The organism is Pseudomonas sp. 2hn, assembly GCF_019646095.1.
In the GTDB taxonomy this organism is placed as follows: Bacteria; Pseudomonadota; Gammaproteobacteria; order Pseudomonadales; family Pseudomonadaceae; genus Aquipseudomonas; species Aquipseudomonas peradeniyensis.
Window position 1 is genome coordinate 1,596,818 of record NZ_CP081016.1, and the last position, 16,139, is coordinate 1,612,956.

General features: G+C 64.6%; 15 protein-coding genes. 7 read left to right on the forward strand and 8 right to left on the reverse strand.

Going from position 1 to position 16,139, the window contains the following annotated elements; translation table 11 throughout:
- Nucleotides 1–143 precede the first annotated feature (143 nt).
- Together K2O50_RS07440 and K2O50_RS07445 are read left to right on the forward strand one after the other, a co-directional pair.
- On the forward strand, nucleotides 144–1,535 hold the full coding sequence (locus tag K2O50_RS07440) for a PLP-dependent aminotransferase family protein (RefSeq protein WP_050706725.1): 1,392 nt from the start codon (nucleotides 144–146) through the stop codon (nucleotides 1,533–1,535).
- Nucleotides 1,536–1,903: 368 nt separating this feature from the next.
- Entirely contained in the window at nucleotides 1,904–2,902 is a 999-nt protein-coding gene (locus tag K2O50_RS07445; RefSeq protein WP_050706724.1) for a diguanylate cyclase domain-containing protein, read from the forward strand.
- A 63-nt stretch (nucleotides 2,903–2,965) separates the two neighbouring features.
- On the opposite strand, the gene lpdA is transcribed toward K2O50_RS07445, so the two are convergent.
- Genes lpdA through K2O50_RS07465 form a run of 4 tightly spaced genes read right to left on the reverse strand, consistent with a single transcriptional unit; the run spans nucleotide 2,966 to nucleotide 7,909 of the window.
- Nucleotides 2,966–4,345, reverse strand: coding sequence for a dihydrolipoyl dehydrogenase (lpdA, locus tag K2O50_RS07450; RefSeq protein ID WP_050706723.1), 1,380 nt, complete (start codon nucleotides 4,343–4,345; stop codon nucleotides 2,966–2,968).
- Between the two features lie 2 nt (nucleotides 4,346–4,347).
- Nucleotides 4,348–5,616, reverse strand: a complete 1,269-nt coding sequence (locus K2O50_RS07455; RefSeq protein WP_050706722.1) for a dihydrolipoamide acetyltransferase family protein — start codon at nucleotides 5,614–5,616, stop codon at nucleotides 4,348–4,350.
- Complete coding sequence (locus tag K2O50_RS07460; RefSeq protein ID WP_050706721.1) at nucleotides 5,617–6,675, reverse strand: alpha-ketoacid dehydrogenase subunit beta; 1,059 nt, start codon at nucleotides 6,673–6,675, stop codon at nucleotides 5,617–5,619.
- A 1-nt stretch (nucleotide 6,676) separates the two neighbouring features.
- Nucleotides 6,677–7,909, reverse strand: a complete 1,233-nt coding sequence (locus tag K2O50_RS07465) for a 3-methyl-2-oxobutanoate dehydrogenase (2-methylpropanoyl-transferring) subunit alpha (protein WP_050706720.1) — start codon at nucleotides 7,907–7,909, stop codon at nucleotides 6,677–6,679.
- A gap of 198 nt (nucleotides 7,910–8,107) precedes the next feature.
- Here K2O50_RS07465 and bkdR point away from each other — a divergent pair, with 198 nt between their 5' ends.
- The 3 genes from bkdR to K2O50_RS07480 all read left to right on the forward strand — a co-directional run bounded on the left by bkdR (nucleotide 8,108) and on the right by K2O50_RS07480 (nucleotide 11,593).
- Nucleotides 8,108–8,596 carry a Bkd operon transcriptional regulator BkdR gene (gene bkdR, locus K2O50_RS07470; protein WP_028691050.1) on the forward strand — a complete coding sequence of 163 codons (489 nt, stop codon included), beginning with the start codon at nucleotides 8,108–8,110 and terminating at the stop codon, nucleotides 8,594–8,596.
- 302 nt (nucleotides 8,597–8,898) lie between these two features.
- Complete coding sequence (locus K2O50_RS07475; protein WP_177330858.1) at nucleotides 8,899–10,140, forward strand: glutamine synthetase family protein; 1,242 nt, start codon at nucleotides 8,899–8,901, stop codon at nucleotides 10,138–10,140.
- 130 nt (nucleotides 10,141–10,270) lie between these two features.
- Nucleotides 10,271–11,593, forward strand: coding sequence for an MFS transporter (locus K2O50_RS07480; RefSeq protein WP_186714870.1), 1,323 nt, complete (start codon nucleotides 10,271–10,273; stop codon nucleotides 11,591–11,593).
- Nucleotides 11,594–11,661: 68 nt separating this feature from the next.
- Here the strand turns inward: K2O50_RS07480 and K2O50_RS07485 are convergent, their stop codons facing one another.
- The 4 genes from K2O50_RS07485 to flgA all read right to left on the reverse strand — a co-directional run bounded on the left by K2O50_RS07485 (nucleotide 11,662) and on the right by flgA (nucleotide 14,243).
- Nucleotides 11,662–12,405 (reverse strand): flagellar brake protein, encoded by a 744-nt coding sequence (locus K2O50_RS07485; protein ID WP_050706717.1) that lies wholly within the window; start codon nucleotides 12,403–12,405, stop codon nucleotides 11,662–11,664.
- 81 nt (nucleotides 12,406–12,486) lie between these two features.
- Entirely contained in the window at nucleotides 12,487–12,954 is a 468-nt protein-coding gene (locus K2O50_RS07490) for a flagella synthesis protein FlgN (RefSeq protein WP_050706716.1), read from the reverse strand.
- Nucleotides 12,955–13,001: 47 nt separating this feature from the next.
- On the reverse strand, nucleotides 13,002–13,316 hold the full coding sequence (flgM, locus tag K2O50_RS07495; protein WP_050706715.1) for a flagellar biosynthesis anti-sigma factor FlgM: 315 nt from the start codon (nucleotides 13,314–13,316) through the stop codon (nucleotides 13,002–13,004).
- 177 nt (nucleotides 13,317–13,493) lie between these two features.
- Entirely contained in the window at nucleotides 13,494–14,243 is a 750-nt protein-coding gene (gene flgA, locus K2O50_RS07500; RefSeq protein WP_050706741.1) for a flagellar basal body P-ring formation chaperone FlgA, read from the reverse strand.
- 63 nt (nucleotides 14,244–14,306) lie between these two features.
- Between flgA and K2O50_RS07505 the strand changes: the two genes are divergently transcribed.
- Complete coding sequence (locus K2O50_RS07505) at nucleotides 14,307–15,236, forward strand: chemotaxis protein CheV (protein WP_050706714.1); 930 nt, start codon at nucleotides 14,307–14,309, stop codon at nucleotides 15,234–15,236.
- Between the two features lie 51 nt (nucleotides 15,237–15,287).
- Nucleotides 15,288–16,115: a protein-glutamate O-methyltransferase CheR gene (gene cheR / locus K2O50_RS07510; protein WP_050706713.1), complete on the forward strand. Its 828-nt coding sequence runs from the start codon at nucleotides 15,288–15,290 to the stop codon at nucleotides 16,113–16,115.
- Nucleotides 16,116–16,139 lie beyond the last annotated feature (24 nt).

Consider the following 16,139-nt stretch of genomic DNA (forward strand, 5'->3'; position numbering starts at 1 on the left):
TTGAATCTATACGGTAACGAGACCTGAATTCAAGTGGGGCAGCTCCCACGCGGGTGATGCTTACAACTTGAATCGCTCGGAGGATCGACTCAAGTTGGCCTGTGTGTTCAAATTTCAATCATTTTCAGCCCGGTAGCCGTCTCATGTGGGTTCCACGGATCAGCGAAAGCAATCAGCCTGTCTACCTGTCCATTGCCGATGCGCTGGCGCACGATATTGCCAGCGGCGCGCTGCGGCGTGGCGAACGCTTGCCGACGTTGCGCGAACTGGCGCAGGCACTGGACGTCACGCCAGGCACCATCAGCCGCGCCTACACCGAGGCGTCGCGCCGTGGCCTGACCCAGGGCGAGGTGGGGCGTGGCACCTACGTCCTCGACCGGATCGCCGAGATGGGCGAGGCCCCCGTGATCGCCCGATCTGCACCTGCAGCTCGCGGCGAAGCGCTCGACCTGTCGATCATCAAGCCCTACGGCGAAACCCTGCAGTACTGGTTGCGTAACGCGTTGACCGAGCTGGCCAATACCTCACGGCTGGAGCAGGTGCTGGACTACGCCCCCGATGGCGGCCATCCAGCGCATCGCGAGGCGGGCGCGCAATGGTTGCGCCAGTGGCTGCCGGGTGCGCAGTGGCAGCAGATGGTCATCACCAGCGGTGCCCAGCATGGGTTGATGGTGGCGATCAGCGCCCTGACCGGGGCGGGCGACCTGGTGCTGTGCGAGTCGCTGTGCTATCCGGGCATCATTTCCGTGGCCCATGGCCTGGGCCGCCGTCTGCGTGGCGTACCGATGGACGAGCAGGGCATCCTCCCCGAGGCCTTGCGCGAGATCTGCCAGCGCGAGCGGCCCGCCATGCTGGTGTGCGTGGCGACCTGCCAGAACCCGACCACGGCGATCATGTCCAACGAGCGCCGCGCCCAGATCGCGGCGCTGGCGGAGGAGTTCGATTTCCTGCTGCTGGACGATGACATCTACGGTTTCCTCGCCACCGACCCGCAGACTCGGCCGTTGACGACCTTCGCCCCGGAGCGTTCGATCTACCTCACCAGCCTGTCCAAGTCGGTCATGCCGGCGCTGCGCATCGGCTACCTGTACAGCCCGCCGAAGCTGCTGTCACGCCTGACCGCCATGGTACGCAGCACGGTGTGGATGCCTTCGCCGTTGACCGCGCAACTGGCCAGCCATGTGATCGGCGAAGGGTTGGACAGCCAGTTGATCCGCATGCACCGCGCCGAGGCGGCGGCACGCCAGGCCATCGCCCGTGAAGTTTTCGCCAGTGCGTCGCTGCAGAGCCAGCCGCACAGCTATCACCTCTGGCTCAACCTGCCCGAGCCGTGGCGCAGCGACGAGTTCGCCCTGCTGGCGCGGGCCAATGGCGTGGTGGTCATGAGCGCCAGCCAGTTCCAGGTGGAACGCACGGGCGATCCACGTGGCGTGCGGGTCGTGCTGATGTCGCCGACCAGTCGGGAGGAGTTGCGCTTCGCCCTGACCCAGCTGGCCAGCCTGCTCGAGTCAGGGGATCCGAAGCGCTTCTACTGACGAATGCCCGGCGCTGGTGTCCTGTCTCGGAAATACGTTCTCTTTTGGCGAGTGGCTCGGGTGTTCGGGCAAGGCGCCGCGACGAGTCATAGCAGGGCTATGGCGAGGAGTGGCAACGCCGGCCGGGCGCCCAAGACGCCGCCAAAAGTGAACAGCTTATTTCCGAGACAGGACACACGACGAAAGGGGCAAAAGCTGTGCCAGCAGTGGTACCGGGGCGAAATAGGCCGTTAGGACTATTCCGACAGCCTGTTGCTCGGAATATGCTTGGCCGGCAGAGGAACAGGATTGCCGCTTGCGGCAAATACAAGCATGTGTCGGCAGCACCGGGTACGGGGCGCAGTTGCTGGACAACAGGGAGCGCGTCCATGAGTCAGGCAACAAAGCCGCTACCGGCTGGCTTCACCGAGCAGCAATTGCACACCTTGTTCGATCTGATCAGCGACGGTATCTGGGACTGGGATGCCAACAACGGCTATGTCTACCGCAATCCGGGCTGGTACGCGATGCTGGGCTATGCCAGCCACTCGCTGGACAATTCCGTGCTGACCTGGGAAAGCGTGATCCACCCCGAGGATTACCCACGGGTGATGGCGCATTTCGAGGCCTACATCAACCAGCGCAACGAGCGTTATCTCATCGAGTACCGTTGCCGCTGCCAGGATGGCAGCTACCTGTGGATCGAGGACAGCGGCCATGTCATCGCCCGCAACGCCGACGGTTCGGTAGCGCGCATGCTCGGCGCCCACCGCAATATCGACGCGGGCAAGCGCCTGGTAGCGGAGCTCGAGCAGCGCAACCTGTCCCTGGAAGGCCTGGTGGCCGAGCGCACCCGCGAACTGTCGTGGGTCAACCAACAGTTGCAGCGCCAGCTCGACGAGAATCGCGAGTTGGCCGAGCGCGACGCCCTGACCCGTACCGCCAATCGCTATCGCCTGGAAAAGACCCTGGAGCAGGCGTGCGAGCGTGCCCGGCGTTTCCGTGAACCGCTGGCGTTGATCGCCATGGACCTGGACGACTTCAAACCGATCAACGACCTGCACGGCCATGCCCGTGGCGATGCGGCGTTGGTCGAGGTCACCGAGCGGATCCGCCAGTGCCTGGGAGAGCAGGACCTTCTGGCGCGCTGGGGCGGCGATGAATTCGTGGTGGTCTTGCCACGGACCTCGCAGGAACAGGCACGCGAAGCGGCGCAGCGGATTCAGGAGGCCTTGGCCGAAGTGGCGCCGATTGGCCAGTGCCAGCTGACCATGAGCTATGGCGTGGTGCAGTGGCGGGAAGGAGAGGAGCGGCACGACCTGCTGGCCCGTGCCGACAAGGCGCTGTACCGGGCCAAGGCAGCCGGCAAGAACGCTGTCGCCGAATGAAAAAAGACCCGCGGCGCCAGGGGCGCAGCGGGCCAAATCGGCGATTGCCGCTTCAGTATCAGGTCAGATATGCAGGGCGTGGCCCAGGGCGCGCAGCGCCGCTTCCTGTACCGCCTCGCCGAGGGTCGGGTGGGCGTGGATGGTGCCGGCGATGTCTTCCAGGCGAGCCCCCATCTCCAGCGACTGGGCAAAGGCGGTGGACAGTTCCGATACCGCCACGCCCACGGCCTGCCAGCCGAGGATCAGGTGATTGTCGCGACGGGCCACCACACGCACGAAGCCGGTCTTCGATTCCAGGCTCATGGCCCGGCCGTTGGCGGCGAAGGGGAATTGCGCGACGATGCAGTCCACGCCCTGCTGGTTGGCGTGTTCCGGCGTCTGGCCGACCACCACCACTTCCGGATCGGTGAAGCACACCGCGGCGATTGCGCTGGGCTCGAAGCGTCGGCTCTTGCCGGCGATGATCTCGGCGACCATCTCGCCCTGGGCCATGGCCCGGTGCGCCAGCATCGGCTCGCCGGCCACGTCGCCGATGGCCCAGACGTTGCGCATGCTGGTCTGGCAGCGCTCGTCGATGGCGATGGCCGCGCCGTTCATCTTCAGGTCCAGGCTTTCCAGGCCGAAGCCCTTGGTGCGTGGGCGGCGACCCACGGCCACCAGCACCTGGTCAGCCTCCAGGCGCAGTTGCCCGCCCTGGCCGTCGCTGGCCAACAGGCAGCCGTCGGCATAGCCTTCGACACTGTGGCCCAGGTACAGGGCGATGCCGAGTTTCTTGATCGAGTCGGCCACCGGCGCGGTGAGTTCCGCGTCGTAGGTTGGCAGGATGCGTTCGCGGGCTTCCACCACGCTGACCTTGGCGCCGAGCTTGCGGTAGGCGATACCCAGTTCCAGGCCGATGTAGCCGCCGCCGACCACCACCAGATGCTGGGGCAGCGACTTGGGTGCCAGGGCCTCGGTGGACGAGATGATCGGCCCGCCGATAGGCAGCATCGGCAGTTCGACGCTGTTCGAGCCGGTGGCCAGCAGCAGGTGCTCGCACTGGATGCGCTGGCCGTCGACCTCGACGCTCTTGCCGTCGAGGATCTTCGCCCAGCCATGGATCACCTTCACGCCGTGCTTTTTCAGCAAGGCGGCGACGCCGCTGGTGAGGCGGTCGACGATGCCGTCCTTCCACTCGACGCTGTGCGTGATGTCCAGGCGCGGCGAGGCCACGCTGATGCCCAGCGGCGAAGGCTCGGTGTAGCGGCTGGCCTGGTGGAACTGCTCGGCCACATGGATCAGCGCCTTCGAGGGAATGCAGCCGATGTTCAGGCAGGTGCCGCCCAGGGCCTGGCCTTCGACGAGCACGGTGGGGATACCCAGCTGCCCGGCGCGGATGGCGGCCACGTAGCCGCCGGGGCCGCCGCCGATGATCAGCAGGGTGGTGTTGATGAGCTCTTGCATGATCACTCCACGAACAGGCAGGCAGGCTGTTCCAGCAGGCCGCGCACGGCCTGGATGAACAGGGCGGCATCCATGCCGTCGACCACGCGATGGTCGAACGAGCTGGACAGGTTCATCATCTTGCGCACGACGATCTGGCCGTCGATCACCACTGGCCGTTCGACCATGCGGTTGACGCCGACGATCGCCACTTCCGGGGTGTTGACCACCGGGGTGCTGACGATGCCGCCCAGCGCGCCGAGGCTGGTCAGGGTGATGGTCGAGCCGGAAAGCTCCTCGCGAGTGGCCTTGTTGTTGCGCGCGGCGTGGGCGACGCGGGCGATCTCGCTGGCGTTGCTCCACAGGTTGCCGGCCTCGGCGTGGCGCAGTACCGGCACCATCAGGCCGTTGTCGCCCTGGGTGGCGATGCCGACGTGTACCGCGCCGTGACGGGTGATGACCTGGGCTTCGTCGTCGTAGGTGGCGTTGATCTGCGGGAAGTCGCGCAGGGCGACGACCATGGCGCGCACCAGGAACGGCAGCAGGGTCAGCTTGCCGCGGCTGTCGCCGTACTTGGCGTTGAGTTGCTGGCGCAAGGCTTCCAGGTTGGTGACGTCGATTTCCTCGACGTAGCTGAAGTGGGCGACGCGGCGCTTGGCGTCCTGCATGCGCTGGGCGATCTTGCGGCGCAGGCCGATCACCGGTATCTGCTCGCTGTCTGTGCGCTTGCCGTAGCCCCCTGGTGCCTGACCGGCGCCGGTCTGCGGTTTGCTGATGAAGGCATCGAGGTCTTCATGCAGGATGCGCCCGGCCGGGCCGCTGCCATGCACGTAGCGCAGCTCGATCCCGGCGTCCAGGGCGCGCTTGCGCACGGCCGGGGAGGCCAGTGGCTTGTCGTGGGCTTCGCGTGGCACGATAGGCGCGGCGGCGTGGGTCGCGACAACCTGGGGTCGTGCTTCGATGCGTGGCTCGGGTTGGGCCATGGCCTTGACCGGTGCAGGTTCCGGCTCCACCGGCTTGGCCTGGGGCACGTCGACATGGTTGCCGCTGCCTTCGACCTCGATGCGGATCAGCTCGCTGCCGACCGCCATCACCTCACCGGGCTGGCCACCCAGGGCCAGTACCTTGCCGCTGACCGGCGAAGGGATTTCCACGGTGGCTTTGTCAGTCATGACATCGGCCACCACCTGGTCCTCGGCGATCACATCGCCGACCTTGACGAACCATTCCACCAACTCGACTTGCGCGATGCCTTCACCGATATCCGGCATCTTGATGACGTGCGTTCCCATTCAGACCTCCATGACCCGTTTCAGTGCCGCGCCTACCCGCGAAGGGCCGGGGAAGTAGGCCCATTCCTGTGCGTGAGGGTAGGGGGTGTCCCAGCCGGTGACGCGCTCGATGGGCGCCTCGAGGTGATGGAAGCAGTGCTCCTGGACCAGCGACACCAGTTCGGCGCCGAAGCCGCAGGTACGGGTGGCCTCGTGCACGACCACGCAGCGACCGGTCTTTTTCACCGACGCGACGATGGTCTCCAGGTCCAGCGGCCACAGGCTGCGCAGGTCGATGACTTCGGCGTCGACGCCGCTCTCCTCGGCGGCCACCTGCGAGACATACACGGTGGTGCCGTAGGTCAGCACGGTGACGTCGTTGCCCGGGCGGGTGATTACCGCCTTGTCCAGCGGCACGTTGTAGTAGCCATCAGGCACTGCGCTGTGCGGGTGCTTGGACCACGGGGTTACCGGGCGGTCGTGGTGGCCGTCGAACGGGCCGTTGTACAGGCGCTTGGGCTCGAGGAAGATCACCGGGTCGTCGCATTCGATCGAGGCGATCAGCAGCCCCTTGGCGTCGTATGGGTTGGACGGCATCACGGTGCGCAGGCCGCACACCTGGGTGAACATCGCCTCGGGGCTCTGGCTGTGGGTCTGGCCGCCGTAGATGCCGCCGCCGCAGGGCATGCGCAGGGTCAGCGGCGAGATGAATTCGCCGGCCGAGCGATAGCGCAGGCGGGCCATCTCCGAGACGATCTGGTCGGAGGCGGGGTAGAAGTAGTCGGCGAACTGGATCTCGACCACCGGGCGCAGGCCATAGGCGCCCATGCCCACGGCGGTGCCGACGATGCCGCTCTCGGAGATCGGCGCGTCGAACACGCGGGACTTGCCGTACTTGGTCTGCAGACCTTCGGTGCAGCGGAACACGCCGCCGAAGTAGCCAACGTCCTGGCCATAGACCACCACGTTGTCATCGCGCTCGAGCATGACATCCATGGCCGAGCGCAGGGCCTGGATCATGGTCATGGTGGTGGTGGACATGGCGTTTTCCAGATGGATGCTGTTGTTGTGATCGTTCATCTCAGACCCCCAGTTCCTGGCGCTGACGGCGCAGGTGGTCGGGCATTTCCTTGTACACGTCCTCGAACATCGAGGCGGCGCTGGGGATATGGCCATTGCTCAGGGTGCCGAACTGCTCGGCGTCCTTCTGCGCCTTGATCACCTCGGCCTCGAGCTCGGCGGTGACCGCCTGGTGCTCTTCCTCGGACCAGTGGCCGAGCTTGATCAGGTGCTGTTTCAGGCGGGCGATCGGGTCGCCCAGCGGGAAGTGGCTCCAGTCGTCGGCCGGGCGGTACTTGGACGGGTCGTCCGAGGTCGAGTGCGGGCCGGCGCGGTAGGTGACCCATTCGATCAGCGTCGGGCCCAGGCCACGGCGGGCGCGTTCGGCGGCCCAGCGCGAGGCGGCGTAGACGGCGATGAAGTCGTTGCCGTCGACCCGCAGCGAGGCGATGCCGCAACCCACGCCACGACCGGCGAAGGTGGTCGACTCGCCACCGGCGATGGCCTGGAAGGTCGAGATCGCCCACTGGTTGTTGACCACGTTGAGGATCACCGGGGCGCGGTAGACGTGGGCGAAGGTCAGGGCAGTGTGGAAGTCGGACTCGGCGGTGGCGCCGTCACCGATCCACGCCGAGGCGATCTTGGTATCGCCCTTGATCGCCGAGGCCATGGCCCAGCCGACTGCCTGGACGAACTGGGTCGCCAGGTTGCCGCTGATGGTGAAGAAGCCGGCTTCGCGTACCGAGTACATGATCGGCAGCTGGCGGCCCTTGAGCGGGTCACGGGTGTTGGACAGCAGCTGGCAGATCATGTCCACCAGCGACACCTCGCGGGCCATCAGGATGCTCTGCTGGCGGTAGGTGGGGAAGCACATGTCGCTGCGGTTCAGGGCCAGGGCCTGGCCGCTGCCGATGGCTTCCTCGCCCAGGCTCTGCATGTAGAAGGACATCTTCTTCTGGCGCTGGGCGACCACCATGCGGCTGTCGAAGATGCGCGTCTTGAGCATGGCGCGCATGCCTTGGCGCAGCACCTGCGGCTCGATGCCCTCGGCCCAGGGGCCGACGGCGTCGCCATGCTCGTTGAGCACGCGCACGAGGCTGTAGGAGAGGTCCGCCGTGTCGGCAGGCTCCACATCGATAGGGGGTTTACGGACTTGACCGGCGTCGTTCAGGCGCAGGTAGGAGAAATCGGTCTGGCAGCCTGGCCGGCCTGTAGGCTCGGGCACATGCAGACGCAGGGGGGCGTACTCGTTCATGCTTTTTACGCTCGCTCGAATGTTGTTTTTGTGAGCTTTGAAGCGGCCGCCGCTGACTGCCGGCTCGTGACTGGCAGGTCAGCGTCTTTTTACATCATAGGGGGACGGCAGGAGAATTTTTCTCTCAAGTTCATTGCCTTTGTCCGGCGGCGCAGATAAACATTCCGTACAAACACAAAAACCAGGTCAATTTCTCTCATGCGTAAACTGGATCGAACGGATATCGGAATCCTCAACAGCCTGCAGGAAAACGCCCGGATCACCAACGCGGAGCTGGCGCGCTCGGTCAACCTGTCGCCCACGCCGTGCTTCAACCGGGTCAAGGCCATGGAGGAGCTGGGGGTGATCCGCCAGCAGGTCACGCTGCTGTCGCCCGAGGCGCTGGGGCTGGATGTGAATGTGTTCATCCACGTCAGCCTTGAAAAGCAGGTCGAGCAGTCGCTGCACCGCTTCGAGGAGGAGATCGCCGAACGGCCGGAGGTGATGGAGTGCTACCTGATGACCGGGGATCCGGATTACCTGCTGCGGGTGCTGCTGCCGAGCATCCAGGCGCTGGAGCGTTTCCTCGACTACCTGACGCGCTTGCCCGGGGTGGCGAACATTCGCTCCAGCTTTGCCTTGAAGCAGGTGCGCTACAAGACCGCGCTGCCGTTGCCGGCCAATGGCATGACGTTGCGTGAGCAGTAACCTGGGCTGGCCCTTTCGCGGGTAAACCCGCTCCCACGGGAATCACGCCACCCTCCAGGGCCAAGATGACCCTGTGGGAGCGGGTTTACCCGCGAAGAAGGCTCCACGGTCCCTGGGGTGCTTGATATTTTAAACACCCCCGGCCTATGTTGTGTGCGTCGCCATTCCCGGCATGCGAACACAACAAGAAGGACAGCGTCATGACGACCGAAGGCCCGCGCAACCAGGCAGCGTTCCTGAAGGGCATCGATGAAATCGAATGCGTCACCCCCGACCTCAACGGCGTGCCCCGCGGCAAGGTGATGACCGCCGAGGGCTTCCTCGAGGGTCGCCGTCTGCAGATGGCCCGCGGCGTCCTGCTGCAGTGCATCATCGGCGGCTACCCGGCGGCCAAGTACTACGGCAGCGACGACGGCGACCTGGCGCTGGTGGCCGAGCCCTCGCAGATCCACCGACTGCCCTGGAGCGACGAGCCTCGGGCACTGGCCATCTGCGACGCGGTGGAGCTCGATGGCACGCCCTCGGGGCTGTCCAGCCGTGGCCAGCTCAAGGCGGTGATCGCCCGTTATGCCGAGCGCGGGCTGGCGCCGGTGGTGGCGACGGAGCTGGAGTTCTTCGTCTTCGCCGCCAACAGCGACCCGACCCAGCCGTTCCAACCGCCGCTGGGCAAGGACGGACGCCGGGAATTGGGCCACTCGGCATTCAGTGTCAGCTCCAACAACGGCCTGCGCCCGTTCTTCAACGAGGTGTACCGCTGCATGGCGGCGTTGGGCCTGCCGCGCGACACCTTCATGCACGAGATGGGCGTCAGCCAGTTCGAGATCAACCTGCTGCACGGCGATCCCTTGCTGCTGGCCGACCAGACCTTCCTGTTCAAGCACCTGCTCAAGGAGGTCGCGCTCAAGCATGGCCTGACCGTGGTGTGCATGGCCAAGCCGCTGGCGCACACGCCCGGCAGCTCGATGCATATTCACCAGAGCCTGGTCGACATCGCCAGCGGGCGCAACGTGTTCAGCGACGAGCAGGGCAGGGCGACCGACATCTTCCATCATTTCATCGGTGGCCTGCAGGCCTGCCTGGCCGACTTCACCGTGCTGTTCGCGCCGAACGTCAACTCCTACCAGCGCCTGTGCCACCCCTATGCGTCGCCGAACAATGCCTGCTGGTCCGAGGACAATCGCGCAGCGGGCCTGCGCATCCCGGCCAGCTCGCCTGCGGCGCGGCGAGTGGAGAACCGCCTGCCGGGCGCCGACGCCAACCCTTACCTGGCCCTCGCCGCGAGCCTTGCCGCCGGTCTGCATGGAATCGAGCGGCAGCTTGCGCCGACGCCGGCGATCCAGGGCGAGTTCGAAGTCCCCGAGCACCTGAGCCTGCCTTGCACCCTGCACGCCGCGCTGGAGCGCCTCAAGCGCAGCAACCTGGCGCGGGAACTGTTCGGCAGGGAGTTCATCGAAGGCTACATCGCCACCAAGACCCTGGAGTTGAGCGATTTCTTCGATGAGATCACGCCCTGGGAGCGCCGCGTGCTCGCCGCGCAAGCCTGAGCGCGACACGACCGCTACTGGATGCGCCCCCGGCGGCCGATTTCGCGGTCGGGGGCCTGCGCCGCGGTGGATTTGCTTTTATGCTTGGCAGCAACCCCGCGCCACCAGATCAAGGAGCTTGACGGGACGTATGCGAAATATCTGGAAGCCGTTTCAGTCGTTGTACTTCGCCGCCCTGATGATGCTGATCGGTTCGGGCCTGCTCAGTACCTACCTGGCCCTGCGCCTGGCCGCCGACCATGTCGACAGCCTGTGGATCGGTGCGCTGATGGCGGCCAACTACTTCGGCCTGGCGGTGGGCGGCAAGGTCGGGCACCGGCTGATTGGCCGGGTCGGGCATATCCGCGCCTACGCCACCTGTGCCGGCATCGTCGGCGCGGCAGTGCTCGGGCACGGGCTGACCAGCTGGCTGCCGGTGTGGATCGGACTGCGGATGATCGTCGGCCTGGGGATGATGTGCCAGTACATGGTCATCGAGAGCTGGCTCAACGAGCAGGCCGATGCCAAGCATCGCGGCGCGGTGTTCAGCGGCTACATGATCGCCTCGTATCTTGGGCTGGTGCTTGGCCAGTTGATCCTGGTGGTGCATCCGCAGCTGGGGCCTGAGTTGCTGATGCTGGTGGCGATGTGCTTTGCCCTGTGCCTGGTGCCAGTGGCCATGACCCGGCGCATCCACCCCGCGCCGTTGCGACCGGCGCCGATGGAGCCGAAGTTCTTCATCAAGCGCGTGCCGCAGTCGCTGTCCACGGTGCTTGGCTCGGGTCTGATCGTCGGTTCGTTCTATGGCCTGGCGCCGCTGTATGCGTCCAGCCAGGGGCTGTCCACCGAGCAGATCGGCCTGTTCATGGGCAGTTGTATTTTTGCCGGCCTGCTGGTGCAGTGGCCGCTGGGCTGGTTGTCCGACCGCTATGATCGCGCCGTGCTGATCCGCAGCGTGGCGATCGGCCTGGCGCTGGCCTCGGCGCCGCTGGCGATCCTGCCAGGCGTGCCGTTGGCGCTGTTGTTCGGTATCGGTTTCGTCATATCGCTGTTGCAGTTCTGCCTGTATCCCCTGGCGGTGGCGTTTTCCAATGACCATGTGGAAAGCGAGCGGCGGGTCTCGTTGACGGCCATGCTGCTGGTCACCTATGGCGTGGGGGCCTGCATCGGGCCGCTGGCGGCGGGGGTGCTGATGAAGCTGCTGGGCGCGCAGATGCTGTACGCCTTCTTCGTGTTCTTCGCCCTGGTGCTGGTCTGGCGCATTCGGCCCAAGGCGGTCACCGGGCTGCACCAGGTCCAGGATGCGCCGCTGGGGCACGTGGCCATGCCGGCGGCCGGTTCGCCCTTGTCGGCGGCCCTTGATCCACGGGTGGACGAGCAGACCGTGCAGGAGGTGATGCAGGCGCCGGTGGCTGCGGAGGATACCGAAGAGGAGGCCGGCGCGGAGCGCGAAGGCGAGGTGAGCAAATCCTAGCCTGTTGGTGTTGGGCCTGAATGAAAAACGCCACCCATTGGGTGGCGTTTTTCATGTCCTGGCGACGCTCAATAGTCGTCTTTGTCGAACCGCCGCGCCTCGCGCTGCAGCTGGTAGACGAAACTCTCGATCTTGCGCTGCGCCTGGCCGTTGAGGTTGTGGAAGCGCACCCCGGCGAAGGTGGTGTTGATGCGTTCCTCGAAGTGCAGGTGGCGCAGTTCGACCAGGGTGTCGGTCAGCCCCAGTGGGGTGCTGGCCTTGAAGCGTTCATAGACCTGGCCCAGTTGCAGGCGGTCCTCGACGTTGCCGTCGAAACGCAGCTTGCAGCCGGTGGCGGAAATGTCCAGCAGCTTGCCGCGCAGGGCACCGTTGCCCTTGAGGTGGGTTCCGTCAAGGACGATGTCGACCAGTTGCGACAGCTTCAGCGCGGCGCGAAAGGCGTTGCGGCGCTGGTGGTAAGTCACTTCCTCGGGCAGCGGGCCACGGTAGCAGCGGTTGCCGTCGATCTCACTGATGGTCAGCGCGGTGTTGGATTCCCAGGCGATGCGCACACCGTCATGGAAGCCTTCGACACGGAACGGTTCACCGTTCTCGATGTACTTCTCGCCGTCGCGGGGGATCATTTCATCCAGCGCCAGGACGCCGCTGTCCCGGTCGACATGCACCACGTAGCTCTGAAACCGCTGGCTGCGCTCATGGAAGCTGATGATCAGCGGGTCGTGGCTCTCCAGCAGTTGGCGCAAGTTCGCCGTGATCTCCAAAGGGGTGCTCAGCACCTTTGGTGGCTGGGGAGCATCGGATTCATTGAACACGGGTAATCAATCTCCAGGCAAATACGGCACACGCAAGTAACGGCATTATGCCAGTATGTTCCGTGCCTTGATCAGGGTCAATCAGACTTGGCCGATGGCCCTGGGCTTGTCCATTGGCGAGGTCGCGCCGCGGCTGTCATAGAGCGACGGAGAGTCGCCGCCCATGAGGATTCTGATCTGGTTGGCCGTGGCGTACTGCTGCATCTGGATGATCCGGCCATTGTTCTCGTTGACCTTCTGGCAGGCATCCATCAGCTGGGTGAGCTCATTGAGCTGCTGCATGATGAGTTCGCCGTTGGCCGACTGGTCGGCCACCGCCTGCACGCCCGCGCGGTCGGCGCTGAGGCCCAGATCGATGAGCAACTGGTTGCGCCGCTGTCCCTGCTGCTCGAGCAGCACGACCAGCGACTGCTTGCGCGCAAGGATATGCTCCAGCGCCATGATTTCCCGGCCATGCAGGGAAACTGCCTCCTTTTGCAGAAGGTCGAGCAGTTCCTGGGTCGGCGCGATGTCGTCTTCGATCAGTTGCAGCAGGGTGATGTCGTGCATGGCTAACTCTTGGCGTTTTGCGTCCTTGAAGTCAGCGCCCCTGGAGGTCAGCGCTGGGCTTCGAAATCAAGCAGTTTGCTGGCGACCCGGTCGGCATCGACCTTGTAGCTGCCATCTGCGATGGCCTGTTTCAACTCGGCCACGCGGGCGCTGTTGACGGTCGGCTGATCGCGCAGCTTGTCGCTGATCTTCTGCAATTGCTGGGCCTCTGGGCTCAGGTGTACCGCTTCTCCGCTGGCACTGGCGTGCTTGGGCGCTGCGCTGGCCTCGCCGGATTTGTCGGCGTTGCCCGGCGCGGCATTGCCGCGAACGCCGCCCGTGACGGACGGAGAATTGTTGAGACGACTGAAGTCGATGACCATGTTCAGAACCCCTGGGAATTAGGACGCATGCCTTGCTTTCGGCCTACCCGAGCAAAACTTTAGGCGTGAATGCATCACCGCCTCTCGGCACACGTGCGCAACCCGATCTGTGACACAGTTTAGGGGGCGCGGTTCCACATCGCCAGCGTTGCGTCACTATCCCGACGCAGTGCAGCCCTACATGGCCACCTCGACCTGCCCCGGGCCCGTGACGCGGGCCTTGACCACGCGTTTCGAATTCAGGTTGCGTACTCGGATCTGCGTCTGCAGGCCACCTTTGTCCAGGGCCTCGCCGGGCATGCGTACGCTCAGGCTGCCGCTACGGGCGATGATCACCACGTGATCACCCTTGCGCACCACATCGGCCTGCTCCAGGTGCTGTTGCGTCAGCACCTGGTCGAGCACCGTGGGTCGCAACAGCTTCAAGCCCACGGCCTGGTCAAGCTGGGTCAGGTAGCCGACGCCGAGGGTGCCCACATCGCGTTCGCGCAGGGCCACATCGCCTTCACCCACCACGCTTTCACGTTTCAGGGGGCGAGTCATGACCACCACGTCGCGCATCAGGCGCACCTGGGCGGGGACGAATACCGTCCAGGGCGCCGTGCCGTCGCAGCGGACCCGTACCGTGACTCGTCCCAGGGGCGTCGAACCTTCCAGCGAGGCGTCCAGCTGCTGGCTGCACAGCGGCATGCGCAGGCGTGGGTCGAGGCTGTTGACCTGGATCTCGTAGCGGCCCGGGGTCTGGGTGGTCGCCAGGTAGTCCTCCACGGTGAATTCAAGAAACCCTTGAGTGACACCGATAAGCTGTTCAGGCAAGGTAAAAGAGTCCGCCAGCGTACGAATGCCGGGTGCCAGCAGGCACAGGGCGGCCAGTGAGCCGGTCAACAGGCGCGTCAGTCGTCGGAAATTTGTCGTTTTCGTGTACATGGCGTTCAAAAAAGCAAAGCCCGTGCCGATTCGGTGCATAGGCAATCGTTGAAGGAGTCTGGCATGGCTGGAGTGATGGATTCGGTCAACCAGCGCACGCAACTGGTGGGGCAGAATCGCCTGGAGCTGCTGTTGTTTCGCCTCAATGGCGATCAGCTCTACGGCATCAATGTGTTCAAGGTGCGGGAGGTGCTGCAGTGCCCGGACTTGACACTGCTGCCCAGGTCCCACCCGGTGGTGCGCGGCGTGGCCAACATTCGGGGGGCGACCATCCCGATCCTGGACCTGTCGATGGCCACCGGCCTTCCGCAGTTGAAGGAAGAAACGCGCAACAGTTTCGTGATCATCACTGAGTACAACACCAAGACCCAGGGTTTCCTGGTGCATTCGGTCGAGCGCATCGTCAACATGAACTGGGAAGAGATCCATCCGCCACCCAAAGGTACCGGACGCGATCACTACCTGACCGCCGTGACCCGGGTCGACAACCGCATGGTCGAGATCATCGATGTGGAGAAGGTGCTGGCCGAGGTGGCGCCGTCGTCCGAGTCGGTGTCCGATGGCGTGATCGATGCCGAAGTACAGGACAAGGCGGTGATGCTGCGGGTGCTGACGGTCGATGACTCGTCGGTGGCGCGCAAGCAGGTGAGCCGTTGCCTGCAGACCGTGGGGGTCGAGGTAGTGGCGCTCAACGACGGTCGCCAGGCCCTGGATTACCTGCGCAAGCTGGTGGACGAGGGCAAGCGTCCGGAGGAAGAGTTCCTCATGATGATCTCGGATATTGAAATGCCGGAAATGGACGGCTATACCCTCACGGCGGAGATCCGCAGCGATCCGCGCATGCAAAAACTGCACATCTGCCTGCATACTTCGCTGTCCGGGGTATTCAACCAGGCGATGGTCAAGAAAGTCGGTGCCGATGACTTCCTGGCCAAGTTCAGGCCGGATGACCTCGCCCAGCGCGTGGTCGATCGGATCAAGGCAAGTCATTGAAACGGCCGGGGCCCGTCCCCGGCGCTAGCGATTTAAGAAGAGGCGGCAGCATTGTCTACGGGTAATTTGGATTTCGAACAGTTCCGGGTCTTCCTGGAGAAAGCCTGTGGCATCCTGCTGGGCGAGAATAAGCAGTACCTGGTCTCCAGCCGTCTCAACAAGCTGATGGAGCAACAGGGCATCAAGTCGCTGGGCGAACTGGTGCAGCGCATCCAGACCCAGCCACGCAGTGGCCTGCGCGAGCAGGTGGTCGATGCCATGACCACCAACGAGACGCTGTGGTTTCGCGACACCTACCCGTTCGAGGTGCTCAAGAGCAAGGTGATCCCGGAGTTCATCAAGAACAACCCGGGCCAGCGCCTGCGCATCTGGTCGGCGGCCTGTTCGTCCGGTCAGGAGCCGTACTCGATCTCGATGTCGATCGACGAGTTCGAGCGCACCAACCTCGGCCAGCTGAAGATGGGTGCGCAGATCGTCGCTACCGACCTGTCGGGTGCCATGCTCAACAACTGCAAGACCGGCGAGTACGATAGCCTGGCCATCGCCCGCGGCTTGTCGCAGGAGCGCCTGCAGCGCTACTTCGACCCAAAGGGTCCGGGGCGCTGGGCGATCAAGTCGCCGATCCGCAGCCGCGTCGAGTTCCGTTCGTACAACCTGCTTGACAGCTATGCGCCGCTGGGCAAGTTCGACATCGTGTTCTGCCGCAACGTGCTGATCTACTTCTCGGCCCAGGTCAAGAAGGACATCCTCATGCGCATTCACGGCACCCTCAAGCCCGGTGGCTATCTGTTCCTGGGGGCGTCCGAGGCGCTCAACGGGCTGCCTGACCATTACCAGATGGTCCAGTGCAGCCCGGGGATCATCTACCAGGCCAAGTAAGGCTGGGCGAAAAAAGGCCGGTAT